General features: G+C 34.9%; 23 protein-coding genes and 1 riboswitch. Of the genes, 11 read left to right on the top strand and 12 right to left on the bottom strand.

The window, feature by feature from the left end; all coding sequences use genetic code 11:
* Nucleotide 1 precedes the first annotated feature (1 nt).
* Nucleotides 2-466, top strand: coding sequence for a tRNA (cytidine(34)-2'-O)-methyltransferase (locus E5D58_RS10600; RefSeq protein ID WP_136481841.1), 465 nt, complete (start codon nt 2-4; stop codon nt 464-466).
* A 4-nt stretch (nt 467-470) separates the two neighbouring features.
* Nucleotides 471-1277, top strand: coding sequence for a 3-keto-disaccharide hydrolase (locus tag E5D58_RS10605; RefSeq protein ID WP_136481842.1), 807 nt, complete (start codon nt 471-473; stop codon nt 1275-1277).
* Here the strand turns inward: E5D58_RS10605 and E5D58_RS10610 are convergent.
* From E5D58_RS10610 to E5D58_RS10625, 4 genes are all read right to left on the bottom strand, one after another.
* Nucleotides 1271-1498: a VF530 family protein gene (locus tag E5D58_RS10610; RefSeq protein ID WP_136481843.1), complete on the bottom strand. Its 228-nt coding sequence runs from the start codon at nt 1496-1498 to the stop codon at nt 1271-1273. The two genes, E5D58_RS10605 and E5D58_RS10610, sit on opposite strands and share 7 nt — an antisense overlap.
* The gene (locus E5D58_RS10615; RefSeq protein WP_136481844.1) at nt 1479-1703 is read right to left on the bottom strand and encodes a DUF6500 family protein; all 225 of its coding nucleotides are present in this window, start codon (nt 1701-1703) and stop codon (nt 1479-1481) included. The genes E5D58_RS10610 and E5D58_RS10615 overlap by 20 nt, the downstream gene beginning before the upstream one ends.
* Nucleotides 1704-1709: 6 nt before the next feature.
* On the bottom strand, nt 1710-2990 hold the full coding sequence (locus tag E5D58_RS10620; protein ID WP_136481845.1) for a DEAD/DEAH box helicase: 1281 nt from the start codon (nt 2988-2990) through the stop codon (nt 1710-1712).
* A gap of 224 nt (nt 2991-3214) precedes the next feature.
* A complete protein-coding gene (locus E5D58_RS10625; RefSeq protein WP_136481846.1) occupies nt 3215-3895 on the bottom strand; it encodes a uracil-DNA glycosylase family protein in 681 nt (226 codons plus the stop codon).
* A gap of 155 nt (nt 3896-4050) precedes the next feature.
* On the opposite strand from E5D58_RS10625, the gene E5D58_RS10630 reads away from it, so the two are divergent.
* From E5D58_RS10630 to E5D58_RS10640, 3 genes are all read left to right on the top strand, one after another.
* A complete protein-coding gene (locus tag E5D58_RS10630) occupies nt 4051-4185 on the top strand; it encodes a 30S ribosomal protein THX (RefSeq protein WP_136481847.1) in 135 nt (44 codons plus the stop codon).
* Between the two features lie 335 nt (nt 4186-4520).
* A complete protein-coding gene (locus E5D58_RS10635) occupies nt 4521-6308 on the top strand; it encodes a DEAD/DEAH box helicase (protein WP_136481848.1) in 1788 nt (595 codons plus the stop codon).
* A gap of 102 nt (nt 6309-6410) precedes the next feature.
* A complete protein-coding gene (locus tag E5D58_RS10640; RefSeq protein ID WP_136481849.1) occupies nt 6411-7187 on the top strand; it encodes a carboxypeptidase-like regulatory domain-containing protein in 777 nt (258 codons plus the stop codon).
* 5 nt (nt 7188-7192) lie between these two features.
* Here the strand turns inward: E5D58_RS10640 and E5D58_RS10645 are convergent, their stop codons facing one another.
* Nucleotides 7193-7846 (bottom strand): TrmH family RNA methyltransferase, encoded by a 654-nt coding sequence (locus tag E5D58_RS10645; protein WP_136481850.1) that lies wholly within the window; start codon nt 7844-7846, stop codon nt 7193-7195.
* 67 nt (nt 7847-7913) lie between these two features.
* Between E5D58_RS10645 and E5D58_RS10650 the strand changes: the two genes are divergently transcribed.
* Complete coding sequence (locus tag E5D58_RS10650) at nt 7914-8591, top strand: SIR2 family NAD-dependent protein deacylase (RefSeq protein ID WP_136481851.1); 678 nt, start codon at nt 7914-7916, stop codon at nt 8589-8591.
* Nucleotides 8592-8613: 22 nt separating this feature from the next.
* Here E5D58_RS10650 and E5D58_RS10655 read toward each other — a convergent pair whose 3' ends face one another.
* Nucleotides 8614-9849, bottom strand: a complete 1236-nt coding sequence (locus tag E5D58_RS10655; RefSeq protein WP_136481852.1) for a glycosyltransferase — start codon at nt 9847-9849, stop codon at nt 8614-8616.
* A gap of 18 nt (nt 9850-9867) precedes the next feature.
* Nucleotides 9868-10341 (bottom strand): heme-binding domain-containing protein, encoded by a 474-nt coding sequence (locus E5D58_RS10660; RefSeq protein WP_136481853.1) that lies wholly within the window; start codon nt 10339-10341, stop codon nt 9868-9870.
* 37 nt (nt 10342-10378) lie between these two features.
* Between E5D58_RS10660 and E5D58_RS10665 the strand changes: the two genes are divergently transcribed.
* Both E5D58_RS10665 and purB read left to right on the top strand, forming a co-directional pair.
* Nucleotides 10379-10948 carry an adenylosuccinate lyase gene (locus tag E5D58_RS10665; protein ID WP_136481854.1) on the top strand — a complete coding sequence of 190 codons (570 nt, stop codon included), beginning with the start codon at nt 10379-10381 and terminating at the stop codon, nt 10946-10948.
* Between the two features lie 71 nt (nt 10949-11019).
* Nucleotides 11020-12363 carry an adenylosuccinate lyase gene (gene purB, locus E5D58_RS10670; RefSeq protein ID WP_136481855.1) on the top strand — a complete coding sequence of 448 codons (1344 nt, stop codon included), beginning with the start codon at nt 11020-11022 and terminating at the stop codon, nt 12361-12363.
* Between the two features lie 252 nt (nt 12364-12615).
* On the opposite strand, the gene E5D58_RS10675 is transcribed toward purB, so the two are convergent.
* The 4 genes from E5D58_RS10675 to E5D58_RS10690 are packed head-to-tail and all read right to left on the bottom strand — an operon-like array spanning nt 12616 to nt 14749.
* A complete protein-coding gene (locus tag E5D58_RS10675) occupies nt 12616-13158 on the bottom strand; it encodes a DUF4252 domain-containing protein (protein WP_136481856.1) in 543 nt (180 codons plus the stop codon).
* A gap of 9 nt (nt 13159-13167) precedes the next feature.
* Complete coding sequence (locus tag E5D58_RS10680) at nt 13168-13731, bottom strand: DUF4252 domain-containing protein (RefSeq protein WP_136481857.1); 564 nt, start codon at nt 13729-13731, stop codon at nt 13168-13170.
* A 48-nt stretch (nt 13732-13779) separates the two neighbouring features.
* Nucleotides 13780-14253: a hypothetical protein gene (locus E5D58_RS10685; RefSeq protein ID WP_136481858.1), complete on the bottom strand. Its 474-nt coding sequence runs from the start codon at nt 14251-14253 to the stop codon at nt 13780-13782.
* Nucleotides 14240-14749, bottom strand: coding sequence for an RNA polymerase sigma factor (locus E5D58_RS10690; protein WP_136482023.1), 510 nt, complete (start codon nt 14747-14749; stop codon nt 14240-14242). Before E5D58_RS10690 ends, E5D58_RS10685 begins: the two co-directional genes overlap by 14 nt.
* A gap of 145 nt (nt 14750-14894) precedes the next feature.
* On the opposite strand from E5D58_RS10690, the gene E5D58_RS10695 reads away from it, so the two are divergent.
* Both E5D58_RS10695 and E5D58_RS10700 read left to right on the top strand, forming a co-directional pair.
* Nucleotides 14895-16325, top strand: coding sequence for a S41 family peptidase (locus E5D58_RS10695; RefSeq protein WP_136481859.1), 1431 nt, complete (start codon nt 14895-14897; stop codon nt 16323-16325).
* Nucleotides 16326-16336: 11 nt separating this feature from the next.
* Nucleotides 16337-17059: a Dph6-related ATP pyrophosphatase gene (locus tag E5D58_RS10700; RefSeq protein WP_136481860.1), complete on the top strand. Its 723-nt coding sequence runs from the start codon at nt 16337-16339 to the stop codon at nt 17057-17059.
* Nucleotides 17060-17119: 60 nt separating this feature from the next.
* Here the strand turns inward: E5D58_RS10700 and E5D58_RS10705 are convergent, their stop codons facing one another.
* Complete coding sequence (locus E5D58_RS10705; protein ID WP_136481861.1) at nt 17120-18982, bottom strand: TonB-dependent receptor plug domain-containing protein; 1863 nt, start codon at nt 18980-18982, stop codon at nt 17120-17122.
* A gap of 68 nt (nt 18983-19050) precedes the next feature.
* Nucleotides 19051-19270, bottom strand: a riboswitch (cobalamin riboswitch).
* Nucleotides 19271-19363: 93 nt separating this feature from the next.
* Between E5D58_RS10705 and E5D58_RS10710 the strand changes: the two genes are divergently transcribed.
* Complete coding sequence (locus E5D58_RS10710; protein WP_136481862.1) at nt 19364-19867, top strand: bifunctional adenosylcobinamide kinase/adenosylcobinamide-phosphate guanylyltransferase; 504 nt, start codon at nt 19364-19366, stop codon at nt 19865-19867.

Genomic DNA, 19867 nt, shown 5'->3' on the forward strand with positions numbered 1-19867 from the left:
CATGCCTTTAAACATTGTTTTGATTGAGCCGGAAATCCCAAATAACACAGGGAATATAGGTCGACTTGCCCTTGCTTCAGGCTCACATTTACATCTAGTAAAACCTTTCGGGTTTGAAATTAATGATACGAGACTTAAGCGTGCTGGTTTAGATTATTGGCAGCACGTACCAATTAGCTTTTACGACAATGTAGAGGACTTTTTCAAAACAAATGAAGACAAAAATATGGTGTTTTTATCCAGCCACGGCTCAACAAATCACTGGGATATCCCATTTGAAGATGACATCTTTTTAGTATTTGGTAAAGAATCTGTAGGGTTGCCTAAATCTTTGATTGAAAAACACAAAGACCAGCTTTTCAAAATTCCTATGTATAGTGAACATATTAGAAGTTTGAATCTTGCGAATGCTGTTAGTATCGTAGTTTATGAAGGATTAAAAATGATTAATTCTATAAAACCTTAACAACATGAACCTGACTAAAATAATTAGTTTCTTACTTATAGGTTTGACTCTTTTCAACTGTAAAAATAACACCGTAAAGAATACTAAGACTGAAAAAAATGAATGGATAAGTCTTTTTAACGGAATCAACCTAGAGGGTTGGGTTCCTAAGTTTTATAAAGAAGAAACTGGAGTAAACTATCTTAATACATTCCAAGTTTCCAATGGAGCTATTCAAGTAAACTATGATGAATATTCTACTTTCGACGAGCGCTACGGACATTTATTCTACAAGACGTCATTTTCATCATACCATTTAAAATTTAAATATCAGTTTACTGACCAATGGATGGAAGATGCACCGCATTTCACTTATAGGAATAGCGGCATTATGTTCCATACTCAAGACCCAAAAACTATTTTAAAAGATCAAAACTGGCCTATTTCAGTGGAATATCAGATACTTGCTGAAGCCAAAGAAAATGAACCAAGACCTACGGGAAACATGTGCTCTCCAGGAACCGATGTAGTTATCAACAATAAAATTAGTGACGCTCATTGTGTGAGGTCCTCATCACCTACTTATAAATGGGATGAATGGATAGAGGGTGAACTTATTGTTTATAAAGACTCTTTAGTGCAACATTTTGTTAATGGTACTAAGGTTCTAGAGTACAGCAAACCTCAAATTGGCGGAAATATTTTAATTCGCGATTTCGACCCTTCCATAAAAATAGATGGAAAACTTCTTAATAAAGGATACATTGGATTACAAGCAGAAGGTCAAGGCATAAATTTTAAAGACATTCTAATAAAAGTATTTGATTATTGATTTTTATTCTTTAGGTAATTCAAATACATTTTTTCAACCTTAGCTCTTGCCCAGGGGGTTCTTCGCAGAAATTTCAAACTAGATTTTATTGATGGGTTATCTGTAAAACATCTAATCTTTATAGTATATCCCATATATTCCCAACCATAATGACCCACTAAATCATTTATAATTTGTTCCAGCTTTACACCATGCAAGGGATTATTTGGTTGAGATTCCATTTACAAGATTCTTAATTTTCACTGCCTTTTCAAAATGGTCAAGCCTATGCGTTTTAATCCACCAAGTAGCAGCTTCCATAAGCAATTCAGGATTATCATTTTTATTTTTAAAAAACGCATAAAAGGAAACGCCAACGTTTTCACCCTTCTCTGCTATTTTCTTATCACAAACGGTTATAATCTTATCTTTAAGAATTTGTTGCATACCAGATTAATTGTGCCTATCATTACTTCTCCTAGGCTTTCTAGACTTATTTCCTCGATTTTGACTTCTACTCGAATTCCTAGAATTACCACCTTGCCTTGAATGACGACGTTGCCCTCTCTGACCTTGCTTAATAGGTGCTGTAGACGCATTAGGGTCGGGCTCAAAACCTTCTATAATCTCTACAGGGAGCTTTATGTCTATCAGCTTTTCAATACCCCTTAAAAAAGTGGTCTCATCAGCACTTACCAAAGATAATGCTTCTCCCTTTGCCCCTGCTCTACCTGTTCTTCCAATTCTATGAACATAATCTTCAGAGACATTGGGTAATTCAAAATTAATAACATGTGGCAATAATGGAATGTCTAGCCCTCTTGCGGCAATATCTGTAGCTACCAAAACCCTAACTTTTCCGCTCTTAAAGCCTGCTAAAGCTTTGGTTCTTGCCCCTTGACTTTTATTTCCATGAATAGCGGCAGATGTAATACCTGCTTTATTCATTTTTTCAGACAGTCTGTTGGCTCCATGTTTTGTCCTAGTAAATACTAAGACTTGATGCCAATTACCCTCGGAGATTAATTTAATAATTAAGCCTGTTTTTTTTGCTTTTGCAACCCGATATATCTTTTGCTTGATGGCATCAACAGTCGTATTCTCGGGTGTAGCTTCAACTTGTATTGGTTGATTTAAAATACCATAAGCTAACTTCTTTATATCCTTTGAAAAAGTAGCGGAGAACATCAAATTTTGACGTTTTTCAGGCATTAAACTAATAACCTTTTCAATATCTCTTAAAAAACCCATATCAAGCATCCGATCTGCCTCATCTAACACAAAAATTTCAATGCGCTTTAATGATAAGAGACCTTGATTTTGTAAATCTAATAAACGACCTGGTGTAGCTACTAAAATATCCACTCCTTTTCGAATGGTTGCAGCCTGAGGTTTTTGGTTTACACCACCAAAAATCACAGCACTTCTTAAGTTTAAAAACTCGCTATACGCTTTAACATTAGAATAAACTTGCGCTGCAAGCTCACGCGTAGGTGTTAAAATTAAGGCCCGTATTGGTCTATATTTTTGCTTCGGATTTTCAGAAAGAATATGCAACAATGGCAATGTAAAACCAGCAGTTTTTCCGGTTCCTGTTTGTGCAGATGCTAGTACATCATACCCCTCTAAAACTGGAGGTATTGCTTTTTCTTGAATTGGCGATGGTTGTGTGTATCCTTTTTTACTAATAGCTTTTAGCAAGGCATCAGATAAGCCTAAAGATTGAAATGACATATTTTGTGTTTAAAACAGCCTATTGGCCATTGAGATTAAAACTCAATATTTTCAACCTCTTTTTTTTACTAAGGCGCAAATGTACGTTTAATTTTATCATTGTATAAACATCTTTTAAATTATGAAAACAAGAAAACCTTTTACAGGTCACACCTGCTCCTTAGAAAGCACTTCCCTTTTAAAGCAAAACTGTTTCATTCCAGAACTACCAAATGCCAAGACTCTTAAAAATACTCACGATACTGTAGCACCCTAAAATCGAAAGTATTAAAATTGGGATTTTTAGCTTTGAGTTGTTTATAAAGAGGTAATCGACTTATAGATATATTGGCCGCTCCAGAACCAGAAGTTAAGGAAACTGTTTTGATGATTCGGATTGTTTTGGCAGATTCTGGCGTTTCGTTGGGCATGACGAACTGATGAATACTAGGCACCTCATTATCTACCAATTCTAGTTTCAACTGGTAATCCTTTAGATGCTGCCTGAAGAAATATTCGGGGCCGTTTTTGCTATTACCACCAGTAAACAATATCGTATCTATAGTTGGATACTGCTTTATATACCCAATAACATCCCGCAATTCAATGTTTTTCATTCCTAAATCCGAAGCATCTACCTTAAGACGTTCAGCACTTTCAACTATATCGCAAACACCTATCTTATGCTTTATTAAAAACTGCTTGCGCTGATTAATAGCTTCTTCAGAATTATCATAACGTAAATCAAGCCCATGGATTTTATCAATGAATAACCATAACGAGTTGTAATAACTCCCGTAGCAAAAATCAACATCCTTTTCTAAAAGTGCTCCCGTTGAAAATCTTGGTGGAGGTAATGTCCCAACTATTAACTTAGTGGTATCATTCATTATAAATGGCGGATATGGATGACGGTGTTTAAACATGTAATTTACATATATAAAAAAGGTATTCTTCTATGAATTCATAAACCTTTAGCTCCAACAAACCAACATCTAATGAAACTAAAACTTTACAATTTATAAAAATTCATCTTGACTTTAAGTCTTATTTTTCGTATGTTTTACTTAAAATTTACAAGATGGGAAAAGGCGATAAAAAAACAAAACGGGGTAAAATAAATCGGGGTACTTTTGGGGTTAGAAGACCCAAAATAAAAAAGCGCCCAAGCATTGAACAAAAGATTAATATCAATGATAAGGCACAACCTAAATAGGTGATTAAATAATTTACCTCATCAAAATTGACAGAATACTTTTTGAATTAGATTAGTTATAGAAGCTTTAAATTATGGTTATTATTTCCCCAAATTAGTAGTACAGTGCGTTAACGATTGCAGCGGCATCCTTTTTTGAGGATCGAGAAAAAGATATAGCGGAAAGCGTGTTAAAACGCCCAAATAAAAAAACATTATATTTGCCGCTTGAAACTCAAAAAGAAGAGTTCAGATTCCTCAGGGTGAGGATGTGTTACAAGAAGTTTAAGGTTAAGTATGTCGATGCGCTTCTTTATGTAACACTACATAATAAAATCGCATACATTTAAACAAGAATGAGCACATTCCAAGATTTAGGTCTTAACGAAGATCTATTACAAGCTATTACAGATTTAGGATTTACCAAACCAAGTGAGGTACAAGAAAAGGCCATCCCCTTATTATTAGAATCGGAAGGTGATTTAGTTGCCTTAGCCCAGACAGGAACAGGTAAAACAGCAGCGTTTGGTTTTCCTATGCTAGAAAAAATTGATGTAGATAGTAGAACTACGCAAGGTTTAATCTTATCGCCTACCAGAGAGCTTTGTTTGCAAATTACTCATGAAATGAAGTTATATGGAAAGTATTGCAAAGGCCTTAATGTAGTTGCTGTTTACGGCGGATCGAGTATAACAGACCAAGCCAGAGAAATTAAAAGAGGGGCACAGATTATTGTAGCTACCCCTGGAAGAATGAAAGATATGATTAGCCGAAGATTGGTTGATATTTCTAAAATTCAATATTCTGTTTTAGATGAGGCTGATGAGATGCTCAATATGGGGTTTAAAGAAGATATTACCGACATTTTGTCGCATACTCCAGAAGATAAAAGCACTTGGTTGTTTTCGGCCACTATGCCAAAAGAAGTGGCTGCTATTGCTAAAAACTTTATGTACAACCCAAAGGAAATTACAGTAGGGCGCAAAAATGAAAGTACCACTAACGTTTCTCATGAGTATTATTTGGTAAATGCCAGAGATCGTTACCAAGCTTTAAAACGACTTGCAGACGCCAACCCCGATATTTTCTCAGTAGTTTTTTGTAGAACCAAACGTGATACTCAAAAAGTGGCTGAACACCTTATTGAGGATGGCTATAATGCCGGAGCATTACATGGTGACTTGAGTCAGAATCAGCGTGATTTGGTAATGAATGCATTTCGAAAAAAGCAAATCCAGATGCTCGTAGCAACCGATGTAGCTGCCCGAGGTATCGATGTGGATGATGTTACGCACGTTATCAACTATCAGCTTCCAGATGAAATTGAAACCTATACCCACCGTTCTGGACGTACAGGAAGAGCCGGAAAAACGGGAGTTTCTATGGTTATTGTCTCAAAAAGTGAAGTGCGTAAAATTAAAAGTATTGAGCGTATTATTAAACGACAGTTTGAGAAAAAGGACATTCCAGATGGTATGGAAATATGCGAAGTCCAACTTATGTCTTTGGCTAATAAAATTCATAATACAGAGATTAATCATGAAATTGACAGACACCTTAGTAGTATAAATGCACTTTTTGAGGATACCAGCAAGGATGAATTAATTAAGAAATTCTTTTCTGTTGAGTTTACTCGTTTTTACAACTACTATCAGAAAGCCAAGAACTTAAACGTTTCCGACAGTAGCAGTGATGTAGATTCTGGGCGCGATTACCGAGGCAGTAAAAACTCGACTCGCTACTTTATTAACGTCGGTGGAAAAGATGGTTTTGACTGGATGAAATTAAAAGATTTCTTGAAAGAACAATTAAATCTTGGAAGGGACGATATTTTTAAGGTAGAAACTAAAGACAGTTTTTCATTTTTTAATACTGAAAATGAACTTAAAGAAAAAGTACTAGCACATTTTACCGATTTTAAACATGATGGACGTTTTGTAAACGTAGAAGTTTCTGAAAACAGAGGCCGCGCTGGCAGACGCGATAATAAAAAAGGAGGTAAACGAACGGGAAGAAGACGTGAGGATAGAAAAGAGACTTCTGGAAATAGAAGTGATCGTAGACGTTCTGAAGGAAAATCGAAGCCTAGACGCCCAAATTCGGGAGATATTGGAAGTTCAAGACCAAGACGTTCTAGACGATAATCTTACAGAATTTGTTAATTTTTAGACAAAATTAAAAGTTGAAAAACCTATACTACGGTTTTCTTTAGTACTTTTATATCAAAATTGACGTTTAATCATTCTATGAAACATTACCTACTTATTATTACTTTGTTTTTTGTTTCTGCTATCGGAATAGCACAAGAACCAGATAAGGTTTTTGGAGTGATTATAAATGCTGCAGATGATACGCCCCTTGAAAGCGTAAATATTGTTAATCTTAATCAAGTTATTGGAACCACCACTAATAAAAAAGGAGAGTTTGAAATTTCGGCCAAACCCAATGACACCCTTCACCTTTCTTACTTGGGCTTTAAGTCCATTAAGGTAAGAGTGACTAACGACTGGTTAAAATTTGGAAGTGCAGAAATAGAACTTACAGAACTGGCTTTGGCTCTTGAAGAGGTGGTTGTGAACCAATTGAAGCTTACGGGTTATTTAGAAGTCGATATCAAGCAAGTCCCTATTATAAACGATAACTACCGCTATAGCATCTCTGGTTTAGAGGGTACTGGTTATGAAGCCAGTAAAAAATCAGGTTTAACCAATGTTATTGGCTCCATTTTTAATCCTGCCGACTTTTTACATCGCATGTTTGGTAAAAAACCAAATGAGATGAAAAAACTCAAAAAGATGAAAGAGGATGATGAAATTAGAAACCTTTTAGCTTCCAGATTTGACAGAGAAATGCTTATGGTTTTATTACAGGTAGACCGCATTGATTTAGACGAAATTGTAAATCAATGCGATTATTCTGCGGGTTTTATACAAACAGCAAACGATTTACAAATTTTGGACGCTATTAGTGAATGCTATGAAGAATATAAATTGTTAAGCAGAGGACGAAGTAGAAAAATATAGCCCCTTTATTTTTGATAAAATCGTTCAACAATGTCATCATAGCTTTTAAGCGTTTTTTTACACCAATCTAAGCGTTTTTCATTTTTTTCGTGGTCTGTCAACCTCCAATCTATGCCCGATTGTTTTAATTTAGTAGTTACGTGCTGAAGAATAATAGCTGCCGAAACCGAAATATTTAAACTCTCTGTAAATCCATACATAGGGATTTTTAAAAAAGCATCTGCACTAGCTATAACCTCATCTGATAGTCCCTCTGTTTCACGTCCAAAGAAAAAGCATGATTTTTGTGTAATATCGAAGGCATCCAATTCACAATCGTTGCCATGCGGGGTAGTAGCCACAATTTGATAGCCTCTTTGTTTTAAACTAGCGATGCAATCTTTAACGGAGTGGTACCTGTTTAAATCCACCCATTTTTGAGCACCCATTGCTATTTCTCTATCAATTCTTTTAGTATTGCGCTCTTCAACAATATTGACTTCTTGAATTCCAAAAACATCGCAACTTCTAATGACCGCACTGGTATTATGTAATTGGTAAACATCTTCTGTAGCAACCGTAAAATGCTTTGTTCGTTGAGATAACACCTCATCAAAACGACGTTTTCTAGATTCTGTTAGGTAAGATTCTAAATGCTCAAGTAATTTTAAATCTGTCATATTTCAAAACTAAGAAGTTTTATCTGAAAGTATCCTGTTTTAAAAAAGGAAAAATTATCTTTAAATCATGAAACATATTGTTGTACTTACCGGAGCAGGTATGAGTGCCGAAAGTGGCATAAAAACCTTTAGAGATGCCAATGGGTTGTGGGAAGGTCATGATGTTATGGAAGTGGCTACACCAGAAGGTTTTGCTGCCAACCCAGCGTTGGTTTTAGATTTTTATAACCAACGGCGGCGCCAACTTTTTGAAGTTAAGCCTAACCAAGCACATTATGATTTAGCAGCTTTAGAAGCCAATTATAAAGTAAGCGTAATCACTCAAAACGTTGATGATTTACACGAACGCGCTGGTAGTACTAAAGTGATTCATTTACATGGTGAATTGCTAAAAGTAAGAAGCACCGGAAACCCTTCGAATATAAAAAACTGGGAAACCGATTTAGTACTAGGCGACCTTTGTGAAGAAGGGTATCAATTGAGGCCACATATTGTTTGGTTTGGAGAAGATGTCCCCATGATAGAAAAGGCCATGCAAATATGTGAAACTGCAGATATATTAATCATTATAGGTACCTCAATGCAGGTTTATCCTGCTGCCGGATTAATGCATTATGTGCCACAGGATACACCCACTTATTTTATAGACCCTAAACCAAATATTGCAAGTCAGCACAACCTTACCGTTATTTCGGACACAGCAACAGCAGGAATAAAGAAAGTAGTAAAAGCTATAAAAACATAAGCATTTTACGCTTCATGCTTTCCTACTTTTTATTCTTGGCTTCAATCCATTTTGACATGTACTTGGTGCTTTGTAACGTATGATGTTGCAACATCTGCCCAGTAAAATTGTCTTGTCTATGTTCTTTTAGTTGAGATTGTATTTCTTTTATTCTCTGTAGTAACTTATTCTGAAAATAGGAACGATTAAAACGTTTATTAATGTTGTCAAAACCATTTTTTTGCTTTTCTTTCCAGCTGTTTTTCGCTTTATACAACATAACGGACTTGCTAGCGAAATCTATCGGGTTATCTTCCATAAAACCGTTCACTTTTAAATCGCCGTACACCCCCTCACCTCCAATGCTCGTTGTTACGCAGGGAGTCCCATTTATCATGGCATCAAACAGCTTACCTTTTAATCCAGCGCCAAATCGAATTGGTGCTAAGCACACTTTTGCATTTTGCATAACTTCATGTACATCTTCGGCAAATCCCTTTATTAAAAAACCCTGTTTTTCGTTGTGCAACTGATTGACTTTTTTAGAGGCATATGCTCCGTAAACATGCAGCTCTGCTTCGGGTAATTGCTTTTTTACTAACGGCCAAATGGTTTCTTTCAAATACAAAACAGCATTGTAGTTAGGCTCATGCAAAAAGTTCCCTATGGTAATAAAATGAGTTCGATTTTCAAAATTTGCAAGCTTAACAAAGGTCTCGTCCTTAATTTTATCGAGCATAAATGGTAAATACAATAAGAGCGATTCTTCAACCTTGAAATTATTCATTAGGATCTCCACTTCAGCTTCAGAAATAATTAAGCTTAAGTCGCATCTATAGATACTTGCTATTTCTCTTTTGGCTATATCGTTATATAAATATGCTCCATTAAATGGTTTTCCATCTTTAAACGCCATATGTCGGCCTTTTCTTAAAAAGTGCAAATCTTCCGTATCTAAAACCCTAAGGGCATTTGGGCAATATTCAGCTACGCGCCAACCAAACTGCTCTTCCATCATGAAACGGTCAAATAGAACTACTTGCGGATTCAAATCTTGAAGAAACCCATCAAAACTTGAATTATTCAGTTCAATGGAAACTTGTTCTACTCCAATTGAATTTAAGTCAAAAGCATTATCATTTTTAGCACTCGGGCTAGCAAAGGTAACCTGATAATTAGCATGCCTAAGCGCCCCAATAAGTTGCAGCATTCTGTACCCTGCTGCCGAGCTTTTAGGCTCTGGCCAGACAAAACCAATAATGAGTACTTGCTTTTGCATATTAAAAAAGGTATAAAACTAATCTGGTCGAGGCGTGAAACTATATTTTAACCTAACCAAGTTAGCCCAATGAATAACCCACTTTATTTGGGTTTCGGATAATTTGGCATCAGAATGTGTTAGTGTATAAGATTTTAGCGGCATACTTTTGTCTTCTACCATTTCAATAAGCTCCTCGAATTTATGATCTTTACGTCTTACTGAGTTTCCCTCCCAATTTGACAGATTAAAGTGCTTTTTTCCTTCTTTTATATGACCCGCCAGCCAATAATTAATTGGAGTTATATGGTTATACCAGGGGTATTGGGTTACATCACTATGACAATCATAACAAGATCCCTCTAAAATTAGCTTAACATCCTTGGGAGGCTGTGTTTCTTCTAAAAAAGCATTCAAAGAATCTACATTTCCAACGTTCTTTTCAGGTCTAAAAAACTGTGCGACAACACATATTATGACAAGCCCTAAAAACACTTTTTTTAATAACTTCATTTTAGCTAATTTTAAAAAATAAAAATAAGAAAAGCTTTTGACTACCGAACAACTCTATAATAAATTAAATTATGTAAACCACTCTCGTGAAAAGCGTTTACACTATGCCAATTTAGTTTTAAGTAATCCAAATTTAACCCCGAAGCTTCTTGAAATACTGTTTAGAGTTGACGATAGCATATCTCCAAGAGCTGCTTGGGTTCTCGAGTTTGCATGTTCTCAAAACATAAAAACTATACTACCCCATTTAGATGTTTTTACTACAAACATTCATAAAGTTCATTTAGATTCTGCTGTACGACCAGTTGCCAAAATTTGTGAACTTCTTGCCAAACAGTACACTAATAAGAATAATACAATTGTAAAAAAAGTACTCACAGCATGGCATAAAGAACGTATCATTGAAACATGTTTTGATTACATGATTAATGATGAAAAAGTAGCAGCAAAAGCTTACGGTATGTCCACCTTATTTATGTTAGGAAAAGAATACAATTGGGTACACCCAGAACTAGAACTCATATTAAAACGTGATTTTCAAAACCAGAGTGCCGCTTTTAAAGCACGAGCGCGTCATATTTTAAAAAAGATGAAAAAAGGCAAGTAAAACTAAGCACATTAACTTCGGTCTTCGGTCTAAAAACTTTATCTTTGCCACTTCAAAAAATTCAACAAATTATGTCATTATCTGCATTAAATGCCATCTCTCCTATTGATGGTCGCTATAGAAGTAAAGCCCACGAATTAGCACCTTTTTTCTCAGAAGAAGCTTTGATAAAATATCGTGTTTTGGTTGAAATAGAATACTTCATTGCTTTATGCGAAATTCCACTACCTCAGCTTACATCTGTTAATCCAGCAGTGTTTAATGATTTAAGAGCTATTTACAATGATTTTTCTGAAAAGGATGCCATGGCTATTAAAAAAATAGAAGGGGTTACAAATCATGATGTAAAGGCCGTTGAATATTTTATAAAAGAAAAGTTTGATGCCTTAGGCTTGGCCGACTACAAAGAGTTTATTCACTTTGGATTAACGTCTCAAGATATAAATAATACAGCTATTCCGTTAAGTATTAAGGATGCTATAAATACCGTTTACGTTCCTGAATACACCATAGTTTTAAACAAACTAAAAGAACTTTCTGTTGATTGGGCCGATATATCGATGTTAGCTAGAACGCACGGTCAACCAGCATCACCTACCAGATTAGGTAAAGAAATTGCAGTTTTTGTTACCCGCTTAGAGGAGCAGTTCAACTTACTTAATGACATACCAAGTGCCGCTAAGTTTGGTGGAGCTACAGGAAATTTTAATGCCCACCATGTGGCTTATCCAGAAATAGACTGGAAAGCTTTTGGAAATAAATTTGTGCAAGGTAAATTAGGTCTACACCATTCTTTTCCGACCACTCAAATTGAGCACTATGACCATATGGCCGCATTATTTGATACCTTAAAGCGCATTAATACCATTCTTATAGATTTAGATCGAGATATCTGGACCTATGTTTCTATGGACTATTTTAAGCAAAAAATAAAAGCTGGAGAAGTAGGAAGTTCTGCGATGCCTCATAAAGTAAATCCTATTGACTTTGAAAATTCTGAAGGAAACTTAGGCATTGCAAATGCTGTTTTTGAGCACCTTGCTGCTAAATTACCACTATCTCGATTACAACGTGATTTAACAGATAGTACCGTTTTAAGAAATGTGGGCGTTCCTTTTGGTCATACCATTATAGGATTTAAATCTACTCTAAAGGGACTTAATAAATTACTCTTAAACGAAACAAAATTCGCTGAAGATTTAGAAAACAATTGGGCAGTTGTAGCTGAAGCTATTCAAACTATTTTAAGGCGCGAAGGCTACCCTAATCCATACGAAGCACTAAAAGGGTTGACTAGAACAAATTCTGTAATAAATCAAAATTCCATTTCTAGTTTTATCGATACTTTAGAGGTATCTGATACAATAAAAGAGGAATTAAAACGTATAAGTCCTAGTAACTATACAGGAATTTAATTTTTTAGAGATGTTAACCGATAAGCAGACTTTAATATTAACAGGAATAATGGTTGGAGGTATCTTTGTTTTTGGAATACTAGAAATGCTTCAAAATTTTATCGTGCTTACGGTATTGACCATCATATTTTTTACAGTATTAATAAATATTGTTTATCAAAAACCTACATCAAATAAAGAGCTTCACAAATAAGAAAAGCTTCCTTAACAGAGGAAGCTTTTTTAGCTATTAACACATTAAACATAAATATCTCACTTAAAGAAATTTATAACCTTTTCTACTTGAGCTTCATCTATATCGGCTCCTTTTAACGCCTCGATTAAAGTCACCATTTTATCTGGACTCATATTATTCCCCAAAACTCTAACAATCCCAAAACCCATTTCATCTGAACTTCCAAACAAAACAACCTCATCGGCTTCATCATTTGTTCCCAAGTATTTTACAGATATTTTATTCCCTTTATCATTAAACTCCATAAGATCGTTATACTTGCCATCACTCAAAATGGTTTTTATTTTTTGTAACTCCCTTTGATAAGCATCTTGGTTATCTCCACTAACTTTAAACCCCAAAAAGTTTAATTTATCTACCGAGTTGTAAGCCTCTTTTTGAGCTGCTGTAAATTGCGTTTTATCAATTTCTATCATTGAAAGCGGAAAATCTTGAGACACAAACCCTTTAGCTTCTTGGTGATCTACGTAATACCGCTGTAAACTCTCACTATTACCGCAGCTAACCAATGTAACTGCGGTAATTAAGGTGTAAAAGAAATATTTGATTGTTCGTTGCATGATTGATTGTTATTTATTTTTCTCTAGATGTTTACCTCCGGGAATATTCATTTTGTCAGTTAGTTTTGATATTTCATTCAGGTCAATATCACCAGTAAGCGATACCACTACCGTTTCTATTTTTCTGGTTTCGCCATTAATCTCTACACCTTCCCCATTCATGGCTTTATCAATACCATTAACAAATATTAAAAGCTCTTTAACATGATCGGCGTCTTTACCTTCCTTCACATAAAACTTAACATCGGTGCCATCATCTCTTACCTCCATTAATTCTTCTAAAGAGCTAGAACGTGAAGACACCCATTTGGAAATATCTTCAGATATGGCCTTATTATCTGTAACAATCGTTTTAAAACTCGTTATACTCTTTACCATATCCATATAAGCTTGAGCTTCGGCATCGTCTACGCTAATTCCCATTTTTGCAATCATTTGAAACATCTTTGGCTTGATGGATACATAAGTTACATCGGGATCATCATTATATTTTTCGAAAATATCGCTTTGAGCCATTCCAATTATTGGCATGAGCATTATAGCCAGAACCAATACTAACATTCTATTTTTCATTGTCTTTGTGTTTAAATTATTTATGCTATTCATCGTTTTAAAATCTTATTATTTCTTAAAAATTATACTTGTTGTATTTTCAATTTCGTTAAGATATCCTAAGGTAGAAGTGCCTTTATTAACTTCATTTAAATATCCAACTGCCGATGTGCCCTTGTTTAGTTTTTTCGATATCATCTCCATAGATTTAGAAAAATCGTTAAACGCTAATTCTGGATCATCGTAGGTACCTAATTCATCACTACGTAACGAGGCACCAAAATAAAAACCTAACATTATAAGTACTACTGCCGCGACAGAAATCCACCTGAAATTTAATTTCATCTTAGTTTTTAATGGAACGTCTTTTGTAAACTGTTCTTGCTGGTTTTTTAAAAAATACGTAAACATGGGGGTGTACATCTCTAGGTGCGGAGCTACATTGCCGCTAGAAAAATAGTTTTTCAACACTTGCTCCTCCTTTAAGCTGGTTTCACCGTTTTCGTACTTTTCAAGTAACTTTTCTATATTATTTAATACCATAATTATGTGTATTAGTTAATTGCTCTCTAATGGTTTTTCGTGCTCTAGATAGCGATACACGGACTGCTGTATTATTCATATCCAACATTTTGGCTATCTCGTCAAAATCATATTCTTCGATATCTCTAAGCTGAATAATCATACGCTGCTGTTCTGGTAAATCCTCTATAATTCGTTCTACCCAACTTACACTATCATTTAGTTCAACTTGTTTTTGTAACCCCGTTTGTTTGTCTTCATAATTACTATGAACAATTTTTAAATTTTGTGCTTGTTTTGACTTTAGCTTATCAAAGCAATAATTCTTGGTCATGGTCATTGAAAACGCCTCTACATTTTTATACTCTTGAATTTTTGTTTTATTATTCCAAAGCTTAATCAAAACTTCTTGAGTCGCATCTTCAGCCTCTTCGGTAGATACTAGCAACCGTTTTGCCAAACGAAATACTTTATCCTTAAAAGGTGTTACAATATTCAAAAACTCTTTTTGAGTCATTTTTGGTTTCATTAGATTAAAAACAGCTTGGTTTTGCTATTTGATATTACGACGACCTAGTTTGCCTTTTGTTACAAAATTTTTTTTTAAACAATAATGTAAGTATTTTTAAGGTTTAATAGACTTATCGAAAAAGTTTAATTGCATGAAAAGATTAATAGCCCCACTTCTAATGCTTACGCTGGCACTATGCAGTCTAAGTTGTTTTGAAGATAATGATGACTCTACCGTTACAGCAAGTCAAATAAATGATTTTGTTTGGAAAGGTATGAATTCATTTTATTTATATCTTGAGAACACCCCTGACCTTGCAAACGATCGATTTGCAAATGATGGAGAATATGCGAATTACTTAAACAGTTTTCAAATACCAGAAGAACTATTCCAAAGCCTGATTTATGAGCCACAAACTATTGATAGATTTAGCTGGATTGTTGATGACTATTTTGAACTAGAACGACAATTTGAAGGCACAAGAGGAACCACTGGTTTAGAGTACAACTATTATGGTGTACCTAATAATGCAACAAATGTTTATGCGGTTATACGACTAGTATTGCCTAATAGCCCGGCTTCTAACACCGAACTAAAGCGCGGAAATATTGTATATGGGGTTGATGGAATAAGGCTTACAAGAGAAAACTTCAGGTCGTTATTTAATAAAGAAAGCCATACACTAAATTTAGGAATTTACAATGACAATGGTACACCAGATGAATCTGATGATTCGGTAGAGCCTCTTAATGTAAATGTTCCTTTAACAAAAATCACTTACACCGAAGATCCCATTTTTAAAACAGCAACCTTTAATGTTGGTGGAGAAAATGTAGGTTATTTAATGTACAACGGTTTTATTAGAAATTCTCAAAACCAATTAAACACCGTTTTTGCCGATTTTAAATCAAACAACGTTCAGCACCTAGTGCTTGATCTTAGATATAATCCTGGAGGCTCTGTATTAACAACCGCCTATCTGGCCAGTATGATTACTGGGCAATTTACAGGTGAAGTCTTTGAAAAGTTGCGATACAATGTAAATCAGGCCGATAGCAACTTTGACTTTCTTTTTTATAATACGCTACCAGAAAACGAACCAGTTAATTCGTTAGGGTTAAATAAACTTTATGTGTTAGCTACCGGGTCTTCCGCTTCTGCCAGCGAAGGCCTTATTAACGGACTTAACCCATATATTGAAGTGATACATATAGGATCTAATACGGTTGGTAAAACTCAGGCTTCTAGAACCCTATACGACTCGCCAGATTTTACTAGAGAAGGCGTTAATCCTGCACATACGTATGCGATGCAGCCTTTAATTGCAAATGGCCTTAATAAAAATAATGAACAAGTTCCCGGTACGGGATTGACTCCTAGCTTCGGGTATGATTATAATGAAGACCCAACTAATTTTGGAATCCTTGGAGACGCTGAGGAACCCATGCTAGCCCTAGCCTTGGCAGATATTGATAATGCTACCGCAAAAGCATCTAAAATAAAAACAAGAGCCAAAAATATTGAACCTATTGCAAATAGTAACGATTTTAATCCGTACGAAGGCGGTATGTATATTGACTAATCATAGAACTTTTGAGTAAAAACAAAACCTACTTTAACTGGAGTACCGGTAAGGATTCTGCCTTAGCTTTATACCATCTGTTAAACAATTCGGCCTACCAAATTGATGAGCTAATAACCACCGTTAATAGTCATTACAATAGAGTATCCATGCATGGTTTAAGAAAAGAACTACTCATTGCTCAAACCAAAGCCATTGGGATCCCTTCCAGTTTAATAGAATTACCCGAAATGCCAAGTATGGTAGTATATGAAGAAAAAATGCTAGAAACAGTTTCTAGACTAAAAACTGATGGTTTCACACATACTGCTTTCGGTGATATCTTCCTTGAAGATTTACGTAAGTATAGAGAAGCGCAATTGGCCAAAGAAGGCATAAAAGCCATATTCCCCATTTGGAAAAGAAACACCAAGGAATTGCTTAATGAATTCTTAGACTTAGGCTTTAAAACCGTAATAGTTTGTGCCAACTCGAAGTTTTTTGGGGAAGATTTTGTAGGTACTGTTATCGATAAAAGCTTTATTAACAATTTGCCTAAAGGGGTTGATCCTTGTGGTGAAAATGGAGAATTTCATACCTTTTGTTTTGATGGCCCCATATTTAAAAGACCAGTAAGATTCACCCTTGGAGAAAAAGTATACCGCGAATATAACACTCCCAAAACAGATGATGACTCTGTTTGTAGAAGTAACTCTGAAAAATACGGAGTCTGGTACTGCGACTTAATTCCATAAAAAATGCCACTAAAGAAGTGGCATTTTAATTAAGTGGTAAGTTGGGCAGATAAATAATATCTATAAAGTTAATTGAAAGCCTATTCGCGCATTTCTTCCCTTAGTTGTATAATTAGCTATTTCTAAATAATCTTCATTCAAAATATTATCAATCCCAGCAAAGAATTTAATCTTGTTTTTTAATGCTGTATGACTGATATAAAAATTAAAAAGACTAAAACTATCTAGAGTTACATTTCCATTATCTAATCTATCTCCTGTATATTGGTAAGCCAATGAAGCAAATGTTTTTTGAGAAAAGTCATAACCTAAAAGTAAATTTCCTTTGTGTTTTGGAATCCTAACAGGATCATCATCTTTATTCTCTACAAAAGTATAGTTGGCCGTTAAGTTTAAGCTCTTAGCAATATTAGCATCAACTTCAAGTTCAAAACCTTGAGTTTTTACTAAATCGGCTGCATTAAGGTACCCAAGAGTAAAATCGTAAACAACAAAATTCTTCTCTTCTCTATTAAAATAAAGTCCGCTAACTCTTAATCTATTCGACATTTTATATTCGAGTCCTCCTTCAATAGTTCTATTCTCTTCCGGCTCTAAGTTTGGATTTGGACCAAAGTTTCCAAATAATTGTGAAAGTGATGGTGCTATGTAAGATGTGCTATAAGAACCGAATAATTTACTATAAGAACTATTATCATATTTCATAACATACGAGGGGTTCACATTATAAGTAAAGTGCGAACCATACTCACTATGGTTATTCATTCTAACACCAGCATTTACATTAAGACCAAAATCTGAAACATAAACAACATTAGCATAAGGATCGACAATGGTAAAGGTTTTTTCTTCTGAAAATACTGCAGAATTTTCAATAGCATTCACCCCAAGAATGGTATAAAACTTATCATTAAATACATACTTGTTATAAAAATCGGCAACATAATTTTTTGACTCAAATACTGAAGGAAAACTAGAAATAAACTCTCTATCATACGCGCTGTAGGCAGCATTTAAATGAATGCTGCCATTATTGTATTTATATGCGGCAGACAAACCCGTACGAGATTGTTTGCTTTTAAAACGGTCGTCAGTATCTGTTAACATAAAACTAGCATCGTAACCGTCAATTTCAGCATTAACATCTGTGTAATTCCCGAAAATCTGAAGCGAAAAAGCATCGCTAAAGTTATACCCCAAATTTACATCAACTCCATATTTTGAAAAGGCATCTTTCTCATTTTCTTTGGTAATAACTGCCGACATTCCATCGGTAAACTGCTGGTTAAAACCAGCACGATATGTAAACTTATTAAGTGTTCCATCAACAGCAAAACTGTTATTAAAATCGGAAATGTTATAATTCTGATCTTCTTGAGATTGATTAGTACCTATAGAAGACGCTACAACACTTCTTAATTTCTTCTCACTAGCTTTTTTGGATTTAATATTAACAACTGCGGTAGCTGCACCACTTCCATAAAGCGTACTTGCGGCACCTTTTATAATTTCAATCGATTCAATTTGACTTAAATTTAAAAGCCTGAAATCATACTCTCCACTTAATTGCGACGGATCATTAACTTGTACCCCATCAATCATAACTAAAACCTGCCTGTTACGACCTCCGCGAACATAAGTCCCAAGATTTTGACCTGCATTACTCCTACTTCCATTAATCTCAATACCAGATTTAGTATTGATTAATTCTGAAACGGTTCTCCCCTGGTTTTTATCTATCTCCTCTTGAGATATCTGAATAACCGTTTTACCTGAATTTTCACGTTTTAAAGCAAAACGAGAATCTGAAATAACAACCTCATCGAGCTGTTCTACTTTCATCGAATCTACTTCTTGTTGAGCAAATCCAAACCATGATACACCTAAACATAGGATACCAAAAACATTAGTTTTTTTGTTCATTTTAAATGATTAATTAATCGAGAATCGCATGGCTTATCATACGCAAACTTTTATCCCGAAAGTTTAACTTTATTTGTTTGAATTTGGCAGGTCTCCTGACTTGTTTAATGCTATTTTGCCTTCCCAGTTTCCCAGTGGCTTTTGTAGTGAATAACATTCTATTAATTAGATACTGAAAATAAGTTCAGCATAAACTTACAGTTGCGGGAACAGTTCTGGATTTTCACCAGATTCCCTTTTAATCCTTTTCGATGAAACAAAAAAAGAACCAAAATTCGCTGCAAATGTACCACCTAATTTTAAATTAGAATTGCTTTTCTTGATTTATTTATTCAAAAAAAAAGTCAATCTTTGCAACTCCATTTGACAACAAAACAACTCATGATTTACTATATAACTGGAGGCGAAAGATCAGGAAAAAGCAGCTATGCACAAGACCTGGCACTGTCTCTCTCTTCCTCTCCTAAATACATAGCCACATCAAGAATCTGGGATGAAGATCATAAAAAACGTATTGACAAACATATAGCGGATCGAGATGAACGTTGGACTTCAATTGAAGAAGAAAAAAACTTAGCGTCCGTCATTAAACCTGATGATGTTGTAGTCATTGATTGTGTAACCTTATGGCTAACCAACTTTTATCTAGATCATGATTACAACATTGATACCTGTTTAGAACTAGCCAAAAATGAATTCGACAAACTTCTAAACATCAAAGCCAAAATCATTATCATTTCCAATGAAATAGGAATGGGGGTGCATGCCCAAACTAAAATAGGCAGAAAATTTACCGAACTCCAAGGCTGGATGAATCAACATATTGCGAAGCATGCCAACAAAGCAACTTTAATGGTTTCTGGACTACCTTTAGCCCTAAAATAA

The sequence above is a fragment of the Cognatitamlana onchidii genome, assembly GCF_004804355.1.
Classification (GTDB): domain Bacteria; phylum Bacteroidota; class Bacteroidia; order Flavobacteriales; family Flavobacteriaceae; genus Cognatitamlana; species Cognatitamlana onchidii.

Bases quoted from the DNA above. Each gene is read 5' to 3' on its own strand.
- E5D58_RS10600 (WP_136481841.1), top strand. From the start codon at position 2: ATGCCTTTAAACATTGTTTTGATTGAGCCGGAAATCCCAAATAACACA.
- E5D58_RS10605 (WP_136481842.1), top strand. From the start codon at position 471: ATGAACCTGACTAAAATAATTAGTTTCTTACTTATAGGTTTGACTCTT.
- E5D58_RS10610 (WP_136481843.1), bottom strand. From the start codon at position 1,498: ATGGAATCTCAACCAAATAATCCCTTGCATGGTGTAAAGCTGGAACAA.
- E5D58_RS10615 (WP_136481844.1), bottom strand. From the start codon at position 1,703: ATGCAACAAATTCTTAAAGATAAGATTATAACCGTTTGTGATAAGAAA.
- E5D58_RS10620 (WP_136481845.1), bottom strand. From the start codon at position 2,990: ATGTCATTTCAATCTTTAGGCTTATCTGATGCCTTGCTAAAAGCTATT.
- E5D58_RS10625 (WP_136481846.1), bottom strand. From the start codon at position 3,895: ATGTTTAAACACCGTCATCCATATCCGCCATTTATAATGAATGATACC.
- E5D58_RS10630 (WP_136481847.1), top strand. From the start codon at position 4,051: ATGGGAAAAGGCGATAAAAAAACAAAACGGGGTAAAATAAATCGGGGT.
- E5D58_RS10635 (WP_136481848.1), top strand. From the start codon at position 4,521: ATGAGCACATTCCAAGATTTAGGTCTTAACGAAGATCTATTACAAGCT.
- E5D58_RS10640 (WP_136481849.1), top strand. From the start codon at position 6,411: ATGAAACATTACCTACTTATTATTACTTTGTTTTTTGTTTCTGCTATC.
- E5D58_RS10645 (WP_136481850.1), bottom strand. From the start codon at position 7,846: ATGACAGATTTAAAATTACTTGAGCATTTAGAATCTTACCTAACAGAA.
- E5D58_RS10650 (WP_136481851.1), top strand. From the start codon at position 7,914: ATGAAACATATTGTTGTACTTACCGGAGCAGGTATGAGTGCCGAAAGT.
- E5D58_RS10655 (WP_136481852.1), bottom strand. From the start codon at position 9,849: ATGCAAAAGCAAGTACTCATTATTGGTTTTGTCTGGCCAGAGCCTAAA.
- E5D58_RS10660 (WP_136481853.1), bottom strand. From the start codon at position 10,341: ATGAAGTTATTAAAAAAAGTGTTTTTAGGGCTTGTCATAATATGTGTT.
- purB (WP_136481855.1), top strand. From the start codon at position 11,020: ATGTCATTATCTGCATTAAATGCCATCTCTCCTATTGATGGTCGCTAT.
- E5D58_RS10675 (WP_136481856.1), bottom strand. From the start codon at position 13,158: ATGCAACGAACAATCAAATATTTCTTTTACACCTTAATTACCGCAGTT.
- E5D58_RS10680 (WP_136481857.1), bottom strand. From the start codon at position 13,731: ATGAAAAATAGAATGTTAGTATTGGTTCTGGCTATAATGCTCATGCCA.
- E5D58_RS10685 (WP_136481858.1), bottom strand. From the start codon at position 14,253: ATGGTATTAAATAATATAGAAAAGTTACTTGAAAAGTACGAAAACGGT.
- E5D58_RS10690 (WP_136482023.1), bottom strand. From the start codon at position 14,749: ATGACTCAAAAAGAGTTTTTGAATATTGTAACACCTTTTAAGGATAAA.
- E5D58_RS10695 (WP_136481859.1), top strand. From the start codon at position 14,895: ATGAAAAGATTAATAGCCCCACTTCTAATGCTTACGCTGGCACTATGC.
- E5D58_RS10705 (WP_136481861.1), bottom strand. From the start codon at position 18,982: ATGAACAAAAAAACTAATGTTTTTGGTATCCTATGTTTAGGTGTATCA.
- E5D58_RS10710 (WP_136481862.1), top strand. From the start codon at position 19,364: ATGATTTACTATATAACTGGAGGCGAAAGATCAGGAAAAAGCAGCTAT.